Annotated in this window: 21 protein-coding genes; 7 read left to right on the top strand and 14 right to left on the bottom strand. The window is 33.7% G+C overall.

The features are described 5' to 3' along the window. Nucleotides 1–3 precede the first annotated feature (3 nt). Complete coding sequence (locus EKL99_RS09935; protein ID WP_126460394.1) at nucleotides 4–405, bottom strand: response regulator; 402 nt, start codon at nucleotides 403–405, stop codon at nucleotides 4–6. Further along, nucleotides 395–2,224: a PAS domain-containing sensor histidine kinase gene (locus EKL99_RS09930; protein ID WP_126554397.1), complete on the bottom strand. Its 1,830-nt coding sequence runs from the start codon at nucleotides 2,222–2,224 to the stop codon at nucleotides 395–397. The genes EKL99_RS09935 and EKL99_RS09930 overlap by 11 nt, the downstream gene beginning before the upstream one ends. Nucleotides 2,225–2,457: 233 nt before the next feature. Here EKL99_RS09930 and EKL99_RS09925 point away from each other — a divergent pair, with 233 nt between their 5' ends. After that, entirely contained in the window at nucleotides 2,458–3,522 is a 1,065-nt protein-coding gene (locus EKL99_RS09925) for a hypothetical protein (RefSeq protein ID WP_126460400.1), read from the top strand. Nucleotides 3,523–3,580: 58 nt separating this feature from the next. Here the strand turns inward: EKL99_RS09925 and EKL99_RS14450 are convergent, their stop codons facing one another. From EKL99_RS14450 to EKL99_RS09895, 7 genes are all read right to left on the bottom strand, one after another. Then, nucleotides 3,581–3,736: a hypothetical protein gene (locus tag EKL99_RS14450; RefSeq protein WP_156063271.1), complete on the bottom strand. Its 156-nt coding sequence runs from the start codon at nucleotides 3,734–3,736 to the stop codon at nucleotides 3,581–3,583. A gap of 138 nt (nucleotides 3,737–3,874) precedes the next feature. Further along, nucleotides 3,875–4,933: a nucleoid-associated protein gene (locus EKL99_RS09920; RefSeq protein ID WP_126576876.1), complete on the bottom strand. Its 1,059-nt coding sequence runs from the start codon at nucleotides 4,931–4,933 to the stop codon at nucleotides 3,875–3,877. Nucleotides 4,934–5,145: 212 nt separating this feature from the next. Further along, a complete protein-coding gene (locus EKL99_RS09915; protein WP_126554398.1) occupies nucleotides 5,146–5,685 on the bottom strand; it encodes a hypothetical protein in 540 nt (179 codons plus the stop codon). Nucleotides 5,686–5,866: 181 nt separating this feature from the next. Beyond that, the gene (locus tag EKL99_RS09910) at nucleotides 5,867–6,472 is read right to left on the bottom strand and encodes an HPP family protein (protein WP_126460409.1); all 606 of its coding nucleotides are present in this window, start codon (nucleotides 6,470–6,472) and stop codon (nucleotides 5,867–5,869) included. 6 nt (nucleotides 6,473–6,478) lie between these two features. Further along, on the bottom strand, nucleotides 6,479–7,759 hold the full coding sequence (locus tag EKL99_RS09905; protein ID WP_126554399.1) for a chloride channel protein: 1,281 nt from the start codon (nucleotides 7,757–7,759) through the stop codon (nucleotides 6,479–6,481). Nucleotides 7,760–7,917: 158 nt separating this feature from the next. After that, the gene (locus EKL99_RS09900; protein WP_126561907.1) at nucleotides 7,918–8,307 is read right to left on the bottom strand and encodes a VOC family protein; all 390 of its coding nucleotides are present in this window, start codon (nucleotides 8,305–8,307) and stop codon (nucleotides 7,918–7,920) included. A 1-nt stretch (nucleotide 8,308) separates the two neighbouring features. Then, complete coding sequence (locus EKL99_RS09895) at nucleotides 8,309–8,869, bottom strand: sugar O-acetyltransferase (protein WP_126554457.1); 561 nt, start codon at nucleotides 8,867–8,869, stop codon at nucleotides 8,309–8,311. A gap of 281 nt (nucleotides 8,870–9,150) precedes the next feature. On the opposite strand from EKL99_RS09895, the gene EKL99_RS09890 reads away from it, so the two are divergent. The 6 genes from EKL99_RS09890 to EKL99_RS09865 all read left to right on the top strand — a co-directional run bounded on the left by EKL99_RS09890 (nucleotide 9,151) and on the right by EKL99_RS09865 (nucleotide 15,098). Further along, a complete protein-coding gene (locus EKL99_RS09890; protein ID WP_126576875.1) occupies nucleotides 9,151–11,355 on the top strand; it encodes a TonB-dependent receptor in 2,205 nt (734 codons plus the stop codon). 235 nt (nucleotides 11,356–11,590) lie between these two features. Further along, the gene (locus EKL99_RS09885) at nucleotides 11,591–12,211 is read left to right on the top strand and encodes a hypothetical protein (RefSeq protein WP_126576874.1); all 621 of its coding nucleotides are present in this window, start codon (nucleotides 11,591–11,593) and stop codon (nucleotides 12,209–12,211) included. 74 nt (nucleotides 12,212–12,285) lie between these two features. Continuing rightward, entirely contained in the window at nucleotides 12,286–13,620 is a 1,335-nt protein-coding gene (locus EKL99_RS09880; protein ID WP_126576873.1) for a histidine kinase, read from the top strand. A 33-nt stretch (nucleotides 13,621–13,653) separates the two neighbouring features. Further along, complete coding sequence (locus EKL99_RS09875) at nucleotides 13,654–13,938, top strand: 2TM domain-containing protein (protein WP_126561903.1); 285 nt, start codon at nucleotides 13,654–13,656, stop codon at nucleotides 13,936–13,938. A gap of 4 nt (nucleotides 13,939–13,942) precedes the next feature. Beyond that, nucleotides 13,943–14,257 (top strand): 2TM domain-containing protein, encoded by a 315-nt coding sequence (locus tag EKL99_RS09870; RefSeq protein WP_126554411.1) that lies wholly within the window; start codon nucleotides 13,943–13,945, stop codon nucleotides 14,255–14,257. Between the two features lie 85 nt (nucleotides 14,258–14,342). After that, nucleotides 14,343–15,098: a LytTR family DNA-binding domain-containing protein gene (locus EKL99_RS09865; protein ID WP_126554413.1), complete on the top strand. Its 756-nt coding sequence runs from the start codon at nucleotides 14,343–14,345 to the stop codon at nucleotides 15,096–15,098. A gap of 93 nt (nucleotides 15,099–15,191) precedes the next feature. On the opposite strand, the gene EKL99_RS09860 is transcribed toward EKL99_RS09865, so the two are convergent. The 5 genes from EKL99_RS09860 to EKL99_RS09840 form a co-directional block, all read right to left on the bottom strand. After that, entirely contained in the window at nucleotides 15,192–15,965 is a 774-nt protein-coding gene (locus tag EKL99_RS09860; protein ID WP_126576872.1) for a CDP-alcohol phosphatidyltransferase family protein, read from the bottom strand. A gap of 87 nt (nucleotides 15,966–16,052) precedes the next feature. Then, entirely contained in the window at nucleotides 16,053–17,075 is a 1,023-nt protein-coding gene (locus tag EKL99_RS09855; RefSeq protein ID WP_126460437.1) for a COX15/CtaA family protein, read from the bottom strand. A gap of 51 nt (nucleotides 17,076–17,126) precedes the next feature. Beyond that, nucleotides 17,127–18,548 (bottom strand): CCA tRNA nucleotidyltransferase, encoded by a 1,422-nt coding sequence (locus EKL99_RS09850; RefSeq protein ID WP_126460441.1) that lies wholly within the window; start codon nucleotides 18,546–18,548, stop codon nucleotides 17,127–17,129. 24 nt (nucleotides 18,549–18,572) lie between these two features. Next, nucleotides 18,573–18,956 carry a GxxExxY protein gene (locus EKL99_RS09845; RefSeq protein ID WP_126576871.1) on the bottom strand — a complete coding sequence of 128 codons (384 nt, stop codon included), beginning with the start codon at nucleotides 18,954–18,956 and terminating at the stop codon, nucleotides 18,573–18,575. 31 nt (nucleotides 18,957–18,987) lie between these two features. Further along, nucleotides 18,988–19,581 carry an L-threonylcarbamoyladenylate synthase gene (locus EKL99_RS09840; RefSeq protein WP_126554423.1) on the bottom strand — a complete coding sequence of 198 codons (594 nt, stop codon included), beginning with the start codon at nucleotides 19,579–19,581 and terminating at the stop codon, nucleotides 18,988–18,990. Nucleotide 19,582 lies beyond the last annotated feature (1 nt).

The following is a 19,582-nucleotide window of genomic DNA, read 5'->3' as shown; positions in this document are numbered from 1 at the left end:
ATATTAGTTTATTTCTTCGATTAATTTACGTAATAAATCTAATTTTTGTGCCGTAATAGGTTTGTCGATATAGTCTTTTACTACACGGTATTTTTTTGTCTTTTCAATATCATTAGGGTCAATTGAGGATGTCATGATGAAAATTATAATTTTTTTTTCTAAGGCTATCAGCAAAAATTCATCTAAAAATTGCCAACCATCCATGACCGGCATATTTAAATCTAATAAAATAGTGTCCGGCAGGTTTTCATTAGTATCAAAACAATGTTTTAATTTATCTAAGGCTAATTGGGGATTATGAAAAGATTCAATTTCGTCACAAAACTTATTTTTAGAAATGAGAATGCTCATCAATTTTACATTTAATTTATCATCGTCAATGATGTATGTTAATTTATTCTTCATATAAATAAATTTTAAAATTAGAACCTTGCCCCACTTCACTTTCTACTTCAATTTTTCCACCCATGGCTTCCAGCTGGTTTTTGGTTAAGAATAATCCAATTCCTTTCGCGTCTTCATTGCCGTGAAACGTTTTGTACATACCAAAAAGCTTGTGACCATTTTTTTCTAAATCTAATCCCAAACCATTATCTTTGAAATTGATAATGCTGTAATTGTCTTTAGCTTCGTAGCTAATTTCTAAAGTTGCAGTTCTATGGGGGGATTTATATTTAATTGCATTGGTAAATAAGTTAAGTAATATGCTGTCTAAATAAGCGGGGATAGCATTTACAATCAAATGGTCAGGAATGGTGTGAGTAATTACTATTTGACTCTCTTTGATGGCCTGACTCAAAGCCATTCTTGTTTTTTCAATTTCTTGCCTTAAGCGAATTCCTTTCTTTTCAATATTTATTTTTTGCTGAATGGTTATAATCTCATTCAAATATTCAATTGTTTCAGAGAGTTTTTGGGTGCCTTCTTTGAATAAATCAAAATAAGATAGTTTTTCAGTAATATCATCGGTATGATCTATCACATCAATTACCATAGATAGATTGCTGGTGTGGGAGCGGATGTTGTGGGAAACAATATGCGTGAAATTGTATAATTTATTATTTTGAATGTTGGTAATATCCAATAATTTTTTTAACTCTATTTCTTTTTCAATTCTTGAGGTTACATTTCGGCCTACGCCTATGAAATGAATAAAGGTATTATGGCTGTCAAATACCGTTGTTATATTAAGTTCAAACCAATATTTTTCTTTGTTTTTAGTGTAATTAAGAATGGTGATTTTTATACTTTCCTGATTCTGAATTGCCTTTCGCAGGAATTCGCTGGCTTGTTCATCCGTTTCTGGACCTTTAGAGGCATAGCCGGGTTTTTGGCCTATTACTTCTTCCATTTTCAACCCTGTAAGGTCTAAATAAGCCTGATTTGCCCATACTGCTTCACCGTTAGGATTTGCAATTACAATGGTGTCTGTAGTTTCGGAGGCTGCTAGGGAAAGCAAACTCATTTTTGCTTCAACATTTTTTCTTTCGCTGATATCTCTGACAAAACAGACTAAATAGGTAATGTTGTCCACCATGAATTTTTTGCCTGAAGCAATTTCAACAGCAATTGATTTTCCAGATTTGGTCCTTAAGGATGTTTCGTTGACAGTATATTCATTCTTTGTTAAATTGTATTTCAAGAAAAAACGAAGCTCTTTTCTAAATGTCATAGGAAACAGTTTCGAATGGTGTATTCCTTTGATTTCCGAATCATAATATCCGGTAAGTTCGGTGGATCTGGAATTACAGTCTGTAATAATACCATTAGAGGTATCTATAATTAGGATGGCATCATTGGCACTGGAAAAAACAGAAGAGAATTTTTCAACACTGAGCTGAAGTTCATTGATTAGATTTTGCTCCTTTGTAATGTCTTGAAAAGTACCTAGTAGAGATACTGCTTTTCCATCAATCACATCGACTTGACAAATGCATTCTACATATTTGATATTGTTTTTTGCGGTCGTAATCTCAAATTTATCACTAAATGGAATCCCGTGATTTATTGCACTATTAATAAGAACTTTGATTCGGTCTCTATTCTCACCCATGGTGTAAAAATTAATTCCATTCCCAATTATGGGTTCATAATTTTCAGGAACTTCCAGAATACATTTTGTAACCGCATCCCAAAAAATGTGATTCGTTTGCAGGTCCATTTTCCATATTCCAATCTTAGCTGATTGAGCCGCCCTGAAATAAAGTTCTAGTTTGTTCTTCATCAGTAGGTTTTAAATAGTTAAAGAGTCTTGGAGACTACCAAATATAAAGGTTATTTTTTTTTGTATCAAATATTTTTAACATAAAATGATGGTTTTGCTATTTATATCTTATTTTATTGTCTAGTCAGTATTTATTTTATGAAAAAAAATGAGAATTTATTAAAATATCTTTTAGAAACTAATCGCAAGCAACGCCTTAATTTATCGTAATTTTGTATTAAATTTTTTTTTCAATGAGTGAGCCAGTAATGCTTTTTAAAAAACCATCCTATCCTGTAAATAAATCACTTTTAGAATACTTGGGACGGTTTGATCGCTTGTCAAAAGTTTCTATTTTTTACGATGACTTATTGCGTTTTTCCGGATCAATAACGGTCTATGATAAAAATGACCAGGATACGTTATGGATACGGGTATACTACAATGATTTTGAGCGAGAAGAAATTGATTTGAATCTAAAAAAAATCTATTCACTACTCCATTCTGACGGTAATCTGGGGATTATCAAATTCTTGAATGTGGATTCCATTGATTACTGCACTTTTGGAAATTCAAAACCTTTTCGAATAAAAGTCAGGAACATACTAAATGATAATTACACCCATTTTTATATTAAAAAAGCAGATGCTTCTCGTATTTACGGACTGGAGTTAGAGCATATTCTTTCTCCGGACAAAATAAATTTTTTAGTATATGAAGACACTTTAATAGAAGAACATATTATGGGGATTCCTGGTGATGTGTTTATGAAAACACTGCTCATTGATTGCACCGAAACCGAAAAAGCGCAAATAGCCAAAGAATTTGTCAAGTTCAATGAACGCTGTATGATTCGATTATTAGGGGATATGCGTTCCTATAATTATGTAATTGTGCCCACCCATGATTTTGATCAAGTGGTCTATAAAATACGTGCTATTGATTTTGATCAGCAATGCTACGAAGGAAACTTCAAAGTGTACCGCCCTCAGTTTTTTAAAGAAAATTACCCCATGGTAAAATTAGTTAAAGAAAAGCTTCAAAACAGTTCCATAGAGCAATATAAGGATGAAGAAAGAGCCGTTTTAGCCAAAAGAATCCTTTCTGCCGAAAACAGGATCAAGCGGTTGTTGAAAATTATGCGCGAGGACGTAATTGCTCCCGAGGCACATATTGAACAATTGCGATTAGAGCTTTATCGGTACACCAATGATTTGAATTTTAAAAGTGCAAAATCAATGGGCGGTATCATGAGTGCAGCTTTTCATTTTATTACCAGAAATTTCAAAACCAGTACTTTATTCAAAACAAAAGTATAAATTTCCTTGTTTTTCAGTTGAATCACGGTATTGCTGTGTTTTAAAAAAATTACCTAGTTTAAACCGGAAAACGCTCGATTTTTAGGAGTAATGCTTTGGCATAATTGGCGTGACAATCTACGTTGGCACCCGCAATTTCTTCTAAGGCTTCGATAAGCTTATAAAATGAAATCAAGGTTTTGAACGGACTTTCTTTAAAAAATGGATGCGCCATTTTTGGTAGTTTTTAAGAACCGTAAATTTACAAGGTTGGTTTTTGCATTTATTTCTAAAAAAAAATCTCCAATTACACTTTCGTAATTGGAGATTCATATCATTATTGGTGCTATAAATGGCAATGGAACACTGTAAACTAGCTCTTCTGTTCTTTATTGAAATAAACGAGATAGTAGTACATTTGTTTTTCCTCGTCCCATCCTTTTTCAACATATTTTTCAGCGCTTTCAGGATTGATAAAGTCCATTTTAATTTGGATGTGTGTGTCTAAATTAATGATGTTTTTGATTGATTTTCTAGCATCAGAAACCGCTGCATTTGCAATAGGAAAAGAAGTAACATCTTCAATACTGTATTTTTCTCCTTTGTCCATTTTGTAGTTCTTGAATTCAGGAATAAGGTCTGGATTGTCTAAAACTTCGTTCAGGAAATTAGTTTCTTCAAACTGATCATTTTTGGCAAAATAGTTCACGGAACGGTTCATGAACATTACTTCTTCTTTCTTGTCCTCGGCTGGGAAAACAACATCCTTAGCAAAGTTCTGACAAAATTTTAAATACTTTTTAGTGATAAAGTTTTCATCCTCAAAAGCATCTACTGATAAGAAATGCTCTAGCCAGTATCTGGCATCGTAGCGGTTGCTGTCAACAGTCAGGATTTTGTATCCTTCCTCTTTTTTATAATTAAAAATGATGCAGCCTTTATCTAACTTGTTTAAACTCACACCTTGTTGCAAAATCATCTCTAAATGGGTTGCTTTTTCTTCAAACTGCAAGAAATCTGCTTGTATTTCACTTTTGAAAATCCCTATCGCATCCACGACATTATTATCAATACTTACGTTAGATAAATATGTAACGTACACTTCGCCATTCTTGATATGCGGATGATTGGATTGCTCAAATAAGTGGGTTGTGATTTTTTTAGAAATCTCATGAACGCTGCTTGGATTGTCAAAAACTTCTGTTGCAAACTTGAACATATCATTGTAATCCAAATCAATTTCATGGGCAAACTGAAAATAGTTTTCTTCTTTTTCTCTAAAGGGTTTAAAGAAAAATTCTTTCATCAAGGGAACAATTTCATCATTTAAATTAAAAGGCTGCTCTGATAAAAAAATGGCTTCGTTTCTGCTTTTATTACCCACTCTATGAATGGATAAGTTCTCGATGTGTGTGTTATATAAGTTGATCATGTTTTTTATAAGATTTCCTCCCCTCAGTCCCTTCCTAAGGAGGGGTAGATGAGACGTAATTTTGTATTTGTTGATTTTTTTTATAATTGTCTGGAATCATACCTAACAAAGAAAGCCACGTAAAAAAATGTTCATTGGGTATCAATACGGACATTCATTTTATTTTTATATGGTTAGTCTCCCCTCACCTTTGGAGCAGGTTGGGGAGAGGGCTAATTCCAATTCTCCTCAAATCCATAGTCTTCAAAACTATCATCGCCTTCAAACATGTCCAGATCATCTTCGTCCAAGCCATCTTCAAATTCATCATTATAGTTATCGGCATTGTCAGATTCAAAGTTTTTCTCCATCGCTTCATCCGGCATTTCCCCATGAGAAAAAATAGTTTCCGGATATAAATTACCCAGCACTTGGTCTTCTACAGCAGCAAGTTCTACAAGGAATGTCCACATATTGATAAAGTCATAGACATAAAGAATTTTGGTATTTTGTTTGTCTAAAATATCAGATAATTGATAGTCACTCATGATTTTTTGCTCACCGGGAACATCACCGGTATCAAAAAGTGAAATTTCCTCTTCTTGGTTCCAAGTCTCATCACAAGTATAAAAAGAAGCTACTTCCATCCCGTCAAAACCAAAAGAATTGAAAATAGCATTGTGTAAATCTTCTAAAGTATCGTCTTCAAGTATTGCAATGTCTCTAAAAACATCTTCTTCCGCGTCTAGAATCACTCTAAATTTATAAACCATAATCTTTATTTATATTAAAAGTCCAAAGGTAAAATATAATTTTAGATTTAGATTTCAGATTTCAGATTTGTTAATAAGATTTTTGCGTATGCACGAGAAAGGAATACATCAATGTCAAAGTCTTTTTGAAGAAAAGAAGGAAAGTGTATTTTGTTTTCAAATCACTTATTTGAATAAAAAGTTACAGTTTTTTTATTTTAAATACACGGGCTACTCTTTTTCGATACTGGTGGTATTTTTTATGATTTGGGTATTGTCTTTTTGATGTCATGTTATTTACAATCAATGCAATAACAAGGAGTATGAGTGAGCCAGTTAGCACAGGATACAGCACATACCAGTATCCCAGTTCTTTAATTTTTGGGGAGCCAATTATGGCTATCAATGCTGTGGCACCTCCCGGCGGGTGAAGCGTCTTTGTCATTTGCATCAAAACTATAGACAAGGAAACTGCAAGCGGTGCGGATAACCATAGAATATCAGGGACAAATTTAGCAATTGTTACACCTATAATAGCTGAAACCAGGTGGCCGCCAATAAGGTTTCTAGGCTGTGCTAATGGACTTTGAATCACACCATATACCAATACACTCGATGCGCCAAAGGATCCAATTAAATATATAACATCAGATTCTGGTAAAGCTTTTGATTGCAAATAGGCTATTATTCCAATGCCAATAAAAGAACCCAAAAAAGCCCAGGAATGTTCTTTGAAATCAACCAAAGTCTCCTTGTAGAGGATGTATTTGGTTTTGCGATAACTCCTTTTTATTTTTTGAACGTGCATAGGAGATTATTTTATTAAACTTGGCGAATAGGAATAAACGGTAAAAGGGTAAATCATTTTTGCCGTATATTTTGATATTAAGCAAACCAACAAAATAGGAATAAACAAAGTGTAATCATTCGTTAGCCCACAAACTAAGAAAATAGAAGTAAAAGGGGCATGAATACTGGCGCTTAAAACGGCAGCCATCCCCATGATAATAAAGTTTATCGGAATTACATGAGCATTAAAATAAGTGTTTGTAACTAAAGCAAGAAGCAATCCTAAAAAAGCACCCATGAAAAGACTGGGTGCAAAAACGCCTCCATCTCCTCCTGAAGCAAGTGTGGCTGATGTTACAATGGGTTTCAGGATGATGATGCCAATGATTGTTAGTGCCAGAGGGAAAGTCAATGACATTTCATTCGAACTAACAAAAATAGTTTTAATAGCATGATAGCCTTCGCCATAAAGCTGTGGAAACAGGAATAAAGAGGAACTTAAAATCAGCGATCCTATTATAATTTTGAAATATGGAATTTTTATTCTCGTAAATTGGGCTTTGAAAAACAATACACTGCGCGTTAGATACACAGAATTCAATCCTGACAAAATGCCTAAAAGAATAAAATAGGGAATGGCTTTAAGATGCCAAGTTGTAATATTTACTGCAAACAGTGGTTTTTCGTCCAATAAAAATACCAGCCCAAAAGCAATGGCTACCGCAATCAAGTTACTAAGTAAGAATGCTCGAGTGACTTTTCTAGAAATAACCTCTATCGCAAAAAGAATTCCAGCGATCGGGCTGCTGAATATAGCTGTAATTCCAGCGGCAATTCCGGCACATATCAATTCAGTTTTGTATTGTCTAAACACATTTTGCTTTCTTTGAGCAACGGAGCCAATGGTTGCCGAAGCCACAACAGTTGAGACTTCTATCCCGGTGGAACCGCCAAAAACGACGGTCAATAATCCGTTAATGAAATGAGAAGGGATTTTATAACTGGGTAAATTTTTAGATTTAGAATTGGTGCTTTCAAAGATTTCTTTTATGCCTTTATTTTCCTTTTTCTTAAATAAATATTCCCTAAGAAAATAAATAATCGACAATCCAAATACGGGGAAAATAACTAAGAATAGTGGATTGATAGTCGCTTGATGAAAAAATATTTCCTCATAATATTCTGTAGCATTTTTTAAAATAACACCTAAAAAAGCAGAAAGAAAACCAATCAAAACAGAGACAATAACTAATTTTCGGAATTTAATGAAGCGATAATTTTTTTTTATTCTTGCAGTAGTGTTCATTTAAAAGGGGGATGGAATCTTTATTAGTGTAATAAAAAGAATTTAACTCAATGTTGCAAAGATAAAGAAACAAAGCCAGATTAGAATTAAAAAAAGAAAGGCATGGTTTTCTTTTGCGATTCTGGTATTATTTTATTCTTTTAAATTTAGGAAGTATCTTATTTTTCATAAAATTCTAAAGGTAATTCATCCGGATCGGCAATAAAGAAGAACTTTTTTTGGGTAAATTCATCGATGCGTATTTCTTCGGAAGGGATGTTTTGATTCACAAAATAATCGCGTGTTTTCTGAATATCGGCTACTTCAAAAGCTAAATGACGCATTCCTGCCGCTTCAGGAGCGGAAGAACGTTTTGGCGGATTTGGAAAAGAAAATAATTCTATTACATATTCTCCGTTAAGTGCCAAATCAAGTTTATACGATCGTCTTTCCTCACGGTAAATTTCCTGAATAATGGTAAGTCCTAAAACAGTTGTATAGAACGTTTTAGATTTTTGATAATTGGCACAAATAATGGCAATATGATGAATTTTGTTAAGTTGGATCATATTATTGTTGATTTAATTGCCGGATCACTTTTGCCGGATTTCCTACTGCCAAAGAATTATCAGGAATGTCTTTAGTAACCACTGAACCTGCACCAATAACGCAGCCATTTCCAATAGTGATTCCAGGACAAATAACGGAATTCCCTCCAATCCAGCAATCATCACCAATGGTTATTGGTAAGGCATTTTCCAACGTTTTTCTCAGTTCAGCATCCAGTGGATGTGTGGCGGTGTACAATTGAACTCCTGGTGCAAAAAACACATTGGAACCAATAGTGACCTTGGCACAGTCTAAAACAACACAGTTTACATTAAAATACACATTTTTCCCACAACTGATATTGTAGCCGTAATCGCAAAAGAATGGAGGTTCAATATATAGATTTGCTCCGGCATTGGGAATCAGTTCTTTTAGAATTTCCCGTGCTTTTTTAGTTATTCTGTATTCCACAACATTTAATCGGTGGAGCAAATTTTTAGATTTTCGCCTGTCTTTTACTAAAACAGGATCGCCTGCTAAATAATATTCTCCGGCAATCATTTTCTCTTTTTCGGTTTTTATTTCCATACTTAGTTTTTTTGTTTTTGGGCATGCCCTGCGCAAAAGCTCCGGTCGGGCTATTCGTTACAATCTTTCTTGTCTCGCTTTAACATCGAGCCAAGAAAGGATTTTCACTACTATCCCTCATGCTGATCCTGCTTTTGAAGCGCAATAGTACGTTGTAAATATAATCTAAAATTAAAATTATTACAACTCATCCTCGTATTTCAACAGTTCAGTATTGTATTGTTTTGCCACCTTCTTTTCTAAAATACATTTGCTTTATAAAAAAATTAAATACGATGAAACTAACATTTACTAAGCAGTCAAATCATTCCAAGAAAAGTCTTAATTCGATTTTTTTATTTGCCTTTTTATTATTCAGCTTGACTATTTTTTCACAAAATACAGTTTCCGGGAAAGTGGTAGATGAAAAAGGAAAACCGGTTTCTGGCGCTAATATTTTTATCGAAGGAACGTATGACGGCGCTTCCAGCAGTGAAACGGGTGATTTTAGTTTTACGACTACAACAACTGGAAATCAGAGTTTGGTGGTGAGTTTCCTGATTTATGAAACTTTTAAAACAGTGGTTGATGTCGCCAATTTCAAAAATAAAACGATAAAACTGCGAGAAAGTGTTACGTCGCTCGATGCAGTTGTGATTACGGCTGGAACATTAGAAGCGGGCGATAAAGCTAGAGTTTCGGTTTTGAAACCATTAGACATCGTAACTACAGCGGGTTCTGCGGGAAATATTATTGTGGCTTTGCAAACGTTGCCAGGAACACAAACGGTAGGTGAGGATGGGCGATTGTTTGTTCGTGGCGGCGAGGCTAATGAAACACAAACTTTCGTTGATGGGATTCGGGTGGCGCAACCTTATGGCGCAACCACGAATAATCTGCCTACACGAGGAAGGTTTTCTCCTTTTCTGTTCAGCGGAATTTCATTTTCTACAGGCGGCTATTCAGCGGAATATGGCGAAGCGTTATCCAGTGTTTTACTTTTGAATACACAAGATGACCCAGACCAAAATAAAACTGAAATAGCATTGATGACTGTGGGTTTAGGAATTGGAAACACCCAAAAACGGAAAAAAAGTTCGTTGAGCGTAAATGCGAATTACATCAATTTAGCGCCGTATCAGGCTTTGATTCCACAAAATGTGGATTGGAACAGTCCTTTTCAATCGTTGTCTGGAGAAACGGTGTACCGTTATAATTTTAATAATGGGATTTTGAAAGTATACGCTGCTTTTGACTCTTCAAAATTTGATATTAATCAGGAAAATATCAATTCGCCGGAGAAAATCAGAGTTGATTTAAATAACAATAATTTCTATTTAAATTCGTCTTACAAAGGCGTTTTTGGGAACAATTGGCAAATTACTTCTGGATTGAGTTATGGCTACAGCAACAACAAAATAAATTTAGATTCAGATAAAGTGGCGAATGATGAAAATGCGGCTCATTTGAAATTAAAATTGAAAAAAAGTTTTTCTGAAAGAGTAAAAATTTCCTTTGGAGCAGATTATTTTATTACCCAGTTCAATGAAGATTTCAACGAAAATTCAGGGTCGGTTTTTACCAATGGCTACAATGCAAACATTGCGGCTGTTTATACGGAAGCTGATATTTTCTTCTCTAAAAAATGGGCTGCAAAAGTAGGCTTAAGAGCTTCGAATAACGATTTGCTAAATGAAAATGCTATTTCCCCCCGGATTTCATTTGCCTATAAAATGGCAAAGAACAGTCAGTTTTCATTTGCTTATGGCGATTTTACTCAAACTCCAAGTGCTGAATACATTAAATATTCCAACAACAATCAGTTTGAAAGCGAAAAAGCCTCGCATTACATTTTGAATTTTCAATACCATAAAAACGGGAAAACATTTCGTGCCGAAACCTATTATAAAGACTACAGTAATTTAGTAAAATTCGACACCCAAATGGCCGCATATAATTCGGTTTACAATAATACCGGTTCTGGCTATGCTAAAGGTTTTGATTTGTTTTGGAGAGATGGAAAATCAATCAAAAATTTAGAATATTGGGTTTCTTATTCCTACATCAATACCGAAAGAGATTATAAAAATTTCAGTTCTCAAGTTACACCAAGTTTTGTTGCGGATCACAGTTTATCAATCGTTACTAAATACTGGATAAACGATTGGAAATCGCAAATAGGTTTCACGAATTCATACAGTTCCGGACGATCCTACAATAATCCAAATGAAACGAAATTTATGAATGGAAAAACCAAATCGTACAACAGTTTGAGCTTCAATTGGGCGTATTTGCTCTCACAACAAAAGATTTTATACTTCTCAGTTTCTAATGTTTTAGGAAGTCAAAATGTTTTTGGATACGAATATGTGAACAATCCGGATAATGCGGGCTTTTATAACAGAAAAGCAATTATTCCTACGGCCGATCGTTTTTTCTTCGTAGGATTCTTTTGGACGATTAGCAACGATAAAAAAGACAATCAGTTGAAAAATCTTTAAAAATGGTCATAATGTCAAAGGTATAAAATCCTAATAAACGTAAATTCATTCCACTTTATGACTTTCGGCTTTAAGACTTTCGACTTTATGACTTTCGACTGACACACAATTCATCCATCAAAATTGACAGTTCAGTATTTATAAATTTTAATCCAATGAAAACCGAGATACTTTTGAAGTATAAATAACACAATGTTTTAATCATCAAAAAAACAACCATTAAAAACAAGAAATCATGACCAAAATTATCACCACAATCGCATTTTTTATCTGTAGTTTATTATCGGCTCAAGGGCAATTTGAACAAGGTATGGGAAAAGCATTCCAATTATGGGGCGAAGGAAAAAACACGGAAGCTTCTGATTTGTTCGAAAGAATTTCCGGTGCTGAAAAAACAAGCTGGTTGCCAAATTATTATGTTGCATTGGTGAATACCACAACTGCTTTTAGAACAAAAGATAAAGATCAAATGAATTTATTACTTTCGAAAGCGCAAAAATCATTAGATTTAGAAATGGATAAAAATCCAAATAATGCCGAATTATTGGTTATGCAAGCAATGATTCATACGGCTTGGATTGCTTTTGACCCAATGACAAACGGACAAAAATTATCCGGAACGGTTATGGAATTGTACGGAAAAGCACAAGCAATTGCTCCGGAAAACCCAAGAGTTGTTTATGGTAAAGCCGAATTTGAAATTGATAGCGCTCAATTTTGGGGAACAGACACCAAACCAATGTGTGCGCAAATTGAAAAAGCTATCGGACTTTTTGCTACTTTTAAACCTGAAACACCTTTTTCTCCAAAATGGGGATTGGACAGAGCATTAGCAGCACAGAAAAATTGTAAATAATTCAGTTGATTGTTTCGAATTAGTCATTTTAATGAAAAAAATAGAGAATAAAAACTATTGAAAAAAAGAGAATAATGTATATAAAACCACAATTACTAAAAGCTTTATTTATTGGGGTTATAATTTTTTTAGTGTCGTTTCTTATTGAATTTATTACTGTTGGGAGTGAGGTGTTTAGTCCTAGACTGTACGTTTACTTTTTATATTGTATGCTTTATAGTGTTACTTTGTATCTTGTAAATGCTGCGTTGTTCGTATTTTTGGACAAAGTTTTTAAAGATAATATTTACGCTCCAAAACGGATACTAATTGGATTTGTCAGTTCTTTTTTTCTCACCTTATTTGTGATTTTTTTGTTGCGAATTTTTATAAAAGTAATTATAGAAAGAAACTCATTTTCAGAATTTTTGTCCAATGAAACTCCTCAGGCTTATATAGAATCATCAATTATTACTTTTATTGTACTGTTAGGCGTTCACGCTTTGCATTTTTATAAAGCGTACAATGAAAATAAAGTCAAAGAACAGAAAATCATCGCAGGAACCGCAAATGCTAAGTTTGAAAGTTTAAAAAATCAAATAGATCCCCATTTTCTTTTCAATAGTTTGAATGTTTTAAGTGCTCTTATTGAAGAAAATCCAGAAAATGCGCAACGATTTACGACTTCATTATCTAAAATTTACCGGTATGTTTTAGAACAAAAAGACAAGGAATTGGTTCCAGTGGAAGAAGAACTGGCTTTTGCCAAAACCTATATGAATTTATTAAAAATGCGTTTTGAGAACAGCTTGTTTTATGAAGTACCAACAACAGCTATAAATCCAGAAGCCAAAGTGGTGCCACTTTCTTTACAGCTTTTGCTCGAAAATACGGTAAAGCACAATGTGGTTAGCGAACAAAGACCGTTATATATCAGGATCTATGTGGATGGTGATTATCTGGCTGTTCAAAACGATTATCAAAAGAAAGAAGTGTTGCAAGATCGGCAAGGTGTTGGTTTACAAAATATTGTCAACAGATATAGAATTATTACTACTAGAAAAGTCCTGATTGCTCAAAACGAACAAACCTTTACGGTCAAAATCCCCATTTTAACTAAACAAATTACAGGTATGGAAACACAATATAGTAACGATGAAACTGGAGCATATTTGAGAGCATCAGAACACGTAAAAAAACTAAAAGGATTCTACGGAAATTTAATTTCATATTGTTTAGTAATCTCGTTTTTGATTTTTATTAATTTAAGTTATAGTGCAAATTTTCAATGGTTTTGGTTTCCGTTATTGGGTTGGGGAATGGGACTTACTTTTCATGGTTTTGAAGTTTTTGGGTACGGAAAATCATGGGAAGAGCGAAAGATTAATGAGATTTTGAAAAAAGACAATCAGAATAATAAATGGAATTGAGATTCCCTAAATTTAAAAAAAATACAAACTAATATGGACAACTCAGAAAAATATTTTCAAGCAAAAAAGCAGGTAGGAAAAATAAAAGATTTTTACAGACATTTAACGGTTTATAGTATTGTGATTATTTCTTTGGCAATCATTAATTTGACTACATCCCCTCAATACTTATGGTTTTTTTGGCCGTTATTTTGGTGGGGAATTGGATTGTTTTTTCATGGCATGAAAGTCTTTAATTATATGCCGTTTTTGGGAACTAATTGGGAAGAAAAAAAGATTAATGAGTTGATGGATAAAGATAAAAATCAAAACCGCTAATATCATGAAAACAGATGCAATTACAGAGTTACAGTATAATGAAGCGCTCGCACGTGTAAAAAAAATAAAAGGATTTTACATACATTTGATTGTTTATCTAGTAGTGAATTTAATGATTGTGTTTGTCAATATTCAAGATTTAGATGTTGGTGAAAGCTATTTTAAAATGGAGAATTTCTTTACGGCTTTCTTCTGGGGAATTGGATTAACAACTCACGCTTTTTCTACTTTTTTGCCCAATTGGATTTTTGGAAAAAACTGGGAAGAAAAAAAAATTAAGGAATTGATGGAAAAAGAGAAAAGCGAAAAATGGCAATAAGGATAAATGTTCAGTGTTCAGTTTTTTTAGTATTCAGTAAAACCTCTTACTTCTATTCTCTATTTTCTAACCTCTAACTTAAAAAATGACAACAATAATTATCGAAGACGAAAAACCAGCGGCGAGGTTGCTCCAACGAAAACTGGAAAAACTAAATATTAAAGTTGGAGTGCTATTGCATTCCGTGGAAGAAGCTATTGCTTGGTTTTCTAATAATGAACATCCGGATTTGATCTTTCTGGACATTCAATTGTCAGATGGATTATCGTTTGAAATATTCGAAAAAGTATCTATTAAAAGTGCAGTAATTTTCACCACGGCTTATGATAAATATGCTTTACGGGCTTTCAAATTGAACAGTGTTGATTATCTTTTGAAGCCTATTGACGAAGATGATTTAGAGGTTTCCGTTACAAAATTTAAGGCGCGTTTACCTAAACTGGAAACAGTACAATTGGATTTTGAACAAATCAAAAAAATGCTGTCTAATCCATTTGAAAAAAATTACAAAAAAAGATTTTCTGTAAAAATAGGCCAACATTTAAAGGTGATTTCTGCCGATGAAATTGAGTGTTTTTTTAGTGAAAATAAAGGAACCTATTTGCATACTTTTGACAATAGGAATTATTTAATAGAAACAACTTTAGAACTTTTGGAACAGGAATTAGATCCAAAGGATTTTTATCGGGTAAGCCGAAAATTCATAGTTCCTCTTAAAGCAATTAAAGAAATTGTAGTCTACAGCAACTCCCGTTTGAAAGTTATTTTACCTTCTTACAAAGACGAAGAAGTAATTGTGAGTAGAGAAAAGGTTTCTGATTTCAAGAGTTGGATAGGCTGATAATAGTATTAAATAGATAAAGTATATAATGGGTATTAAATAACTCTTTTTTAGTGAATTAGGTATTTAGTATAGAATATGTCTATAGTGCTTTTATACCTTTAAAAATGTTTTTCGGATTCCAATTAGAACAAAAATGAGTGCCGTGTAAAGTATAAAAAACGGAATGATATATTCAATTAAATTCATAGGTAACATTACCGCAATTATCAATAGTTGGAAGCCCAAACCGTAGATAGAAAGTATCGTCATAAACCAATTAGGAAACGTTTTTACTTTGTAAGCTTCTTTATCAAGTGTGTGAATGATCTTGTCGAATGTGCCATAAACGAGGGTGTAAACACGGAACAGAATATCGACAGATTTTTGGGTTTCGCCGGGTAAAGCTCTGGGTGATTTGTACTCGAAAATTTTACTGGTAGTGTCTCCGCCAACGGATTTATTTCTTAAAATCACATAGTAGTAATTGTATAAAGTGCCCTGCAATTGGATGCCGATAAAAGCCAAAATAGTAACCCAAAATGATGTTTTTGAAACATAACAAATAGTCATTAAAAGCAGAAAATTTAAGATGATATCAAATACACTGTCCAAGTATCTTCCAGTATAAGAAGGCGTTTTTTTTAAGCGTGCCAGTTCACCATCTGCTGCATCAATCATTGATTTCAAAATGATAAAAAAACTTGCGAAATAGTAACTTCCTTGCAGAATACAGTAAATAGCAATCAAGCCCGAAACACCAAAAAGTAAGGTGACATGAATAGGAGTAAACCGAGTGTTTTTTAATTGATTGGCAAGAAATTTTCCAAATGGTCTTCCATAATCTGATAAATCTAAAAATTTATCTTGAGCGGCAAGTTTAGACATTTATGTTGGTAAACAAAGAAATGCGACAATATAGTCAGGTATTATTTTGAATTGAACACGGTTTAAACCGTGGGTTATGTTTATTTCTTATTTTGATAATCGGTGTAAAGTGAATGTCATTGCCGTTAATAAAAAGAAAGCCATCACTTGATGTAGTAATCCCAACCAAAGTGGGACACTGTAAAGCAGAGTAAGGATACCTAATGCAAATTGCAAGAAGACAATCAACACCAATATATTGATTCCTTTTTTCTGAAGTGAGGAAAGAGTGTATTTTCTGCTTGTAAAATAAAGAGCAAGAATTAATCCTACCACGACATACGCCATAGTTCGATGTACGAACTGAACGCCGCTTTTTCCTTCGATAAGATTTAAAAACAAGGTGCTTTTTTCTATAAAGACACTCTCGTGAATGAATTGACCATCACTCATCAGCGGCCAATGATTGTGAATCAAACCCGCATTTAAACCCGCAACAAACCCGCCATAAATGATTTGGATAACTAGAAAAATTAATGCGACACGCGCGAGATTTCGTAATGGAGGTATAGCTGTCGCTTTGTTTGGGTAGATTAAATCCAAAGCTACCCAGAGTGTGTAAGCAAACGTTATAAAAGCAAATGTAAGGTGTAATGCCAATCTAAAATGACTTACATCCGGATTGTCGATTAATCCGCTACGTACCATAAACCAGCCCAGAAATCCTTGAAAACCACCCATGAATAGTAGAACAACACATTTTTTTATAGTCTCTGTCGAAAGACGTTTCTTGAACAAGAAATATATAAAAGGAAGGATAAACGCTAAACCTATTATTCTCCCTATAAAACGGTGAAACCATTCCCAGAAATAAATGAATTTGTAATCACTTAACGTAAAATCATTGTGGATGTTTATTTTTTGGTACTCCGGAAATTTTTTATATTCTTCAAAAGCGTGTGACCATTTTTCTTCTGTTAAAGGAGGAAAAGTATCAGTTACTAAATGCCAGTCGGTCATTGATAAACCGGAATTGGTCAATCGGGTAATTCCTCCCACTACAACCATCATAAACAATAATAAGCATCCTGATAACAACCAAATGATAACGTAATTATTCTCTTTTTTCATTGTTTGAAATTAATTTTTGCAAAGATATTTGAAATGTAATTAATTGTTAATTCAACAAGCGTTAATCTTTAATCCGATTTTTGCGGCTCTTTTTAGCATAAATTGAAAAGCAGCTTCATATTCATTTGGAATTTCTCCTTCTAAAATGGCTTCTTTTATGGCTTCTTTCAGCATTCCGATTTCTTTTGAAGGCTTTAAGTTAAATTTTTCCATAATTTCTTCACCTGATATTGGTGGCTGGAAATTACGTACCTGATCCCGTTCTTCGACTTCTACAATTTTCTGGCGGACGATTTCAAAATTATTGTGGTATTTCTTGAATTTATTTGGATTCTTCGTTGTGATATCCGCTTCGCATAGTGTCATTAAATTCTCAACGTCTTCGCCAGCGTCAAAAACCAAACGGCGCACTGCAGAATCCGTTACCGTATCTTGGGATAAAACAATCGGTCGTGAACTCATCATGACCATTTTTTGCACAAATTTCATTTTTTGATTCAACGGCATGTGCAAACGTTCAAAAATCTTTTTTGCCATTTTGCCACCAAGAAATTCATGTCCGTGAAAGGTCCAGCCTTGTTTTTTAGTAAAACGTTTCGTTGGTGCTTTACCTATGTCGTGCAATAATGCTGACCAGCGCAACCAAACATCATCAGTATGCGGACAAATATTATCGACAACTTCCAGCGTGTGATAAAAGTTATTTTTATGGGTATGGCCTTCAATTTCTTCCACTTGATTCAGAGCAGTCAATTCTGGAAGAATAATATCTAAAAGTCCAGTTTTGAACAATAGCAAGAATCCTACGGAGGGTTTGTCTGTCGAAAGTATTTTATTCAATTCATCGACAATGCGTTCTCCGGAAATAATTTTGATTCGTTCCGCATTTTTGGTTATCGAATTCAGCGAATCTTCTTCGATTTCAAATCCCAATTGGTTTGCAAAACGAATCCCTCTCAACATGCGCAAAGGATCGTCAGAAAAAGTAATATCCGGATCCAAAGGGGTTCTGATTATTTTGTTTTTTAAATCTTCCAATCCGTTAAAAGGATCGGAGAGTTCTCCAAAATTAGCGGTGTTCAAAGATAAAGCCAGTGCATTTATGGTGAAATCACGACGGTTTTGGTCGTCTTCTAAGGTGCCGTTTTCTACAACTGGATTCCTGCTTTCAAAATTATAGGATTCTTTTCTGGCTCCAACAAATTCAATTTCGGTGTCTTCAAAACGCAGCATCGCTGTTCCGTAAGTTTTGAAAACCTGAACTTTTGGTTTGTTAGGAAGCAGTTGTGACACTTTTAAAGCCAATTCAATTCCGCTGCCCACGGCAACAATATCAATGTCTTTTTTAAAGTCTCTCTTCAAAAGTAAATCTCTTACGAAACCACCAATCACATAACTGTCAACGCTAAGTTCTTGAGAAGCTTGAGAAATTACTTCGAATATTTTGTTATGTAAGGCTGTTTTGTAGTTCATTTTTTATTACCGCAAATTCGCTAATTATTTTTTGGTATCAACGATACGTTTGTATTCTAAAGAGGTCAAGTTAAAATTAACCAATATTGCAAGTTTGTTTCCAGAAATTTTTAAATAATTTAAACACTGATTGTAATGACTATTGTTAAAACATTCGACAGTTTTTATTTCAAGAATTATTTTGTCATGGATAATAAAATCTGCATAAAATTTATGTTTTAAAATTGAATTTTTATAATTAACTGAATACTCTTTTTCCCTCTCATAGTGAATATTATTTTCGTTAAATTCAAATTCTAAGGCATCTTTATAAACTATTTCAGAGAAACCTTTACCAAGATTTTTGTGTACTTCATACAGGAGTCCAACAATTTTATAACATTCATCTTTATAAATTAAATCATCCATTTTTAAAATTGAATTAGCGGTAAAAAAACAATTATTTCCGAATCACTTTTACCTGAGAATCACTTGTCAATTTTATAATTGTAGATGGTTTTCCGGCAATTTTTTCGCGATGCAAATTTACAACATAGTCCACGCCTTTTATAATTTCAGGACTGATTTCTTTGAAACTTTTTGGAGTAGGTTGTCCGGAGATATTTGCTGATGTGGAAACCAACGGTTTTTTCATTTTTTCCATCAATTTAAAACAAAAAGGTTCCTTTACAAGTCTAATTCCTAGTGAGTTGTCAGCTGCGATTAAATTGGGTGCTACGTTTCGTGGTTTGTCCAGAATTAAAGTGGTTGGGTTTTGATTTGCCAGTTCACTATCGGTCAGGTCAGAGAAATCCATAATTTGCCAGGCTACTTCCGGAATGTCTTTGAATACATTGTAAATCATTTTATCGCCATTCATCAAAACAATCATGCTTTGGGTTTCGGCTCTTTTCTTGAGTTTGTAAATTTTAGCGACAGCCTCTGGATTTGTGGCGTCACAACCAATTCCCCATACGGTATCAGTGGGGTAGAGGATGATTCCTCCATTTTTTATGACTTCGTAAGCATTGTGTATTTCTTGATTGATATCCATG

Origin of the sequence: Flavobacterium sp. ZB4P23, assembly GCF_003970375.1 — a bacterium.
In the GTDB taxonomy this organism is placed as follows: domain Bacteria; phylum Bacteroidota; class Bacteroidia; order Flavobacteriales; family Flavobacteriaceae; genus Flavobacterium.
This window is presented reverse-complemented; position numbering and strand designations above follow the sequence as displayed.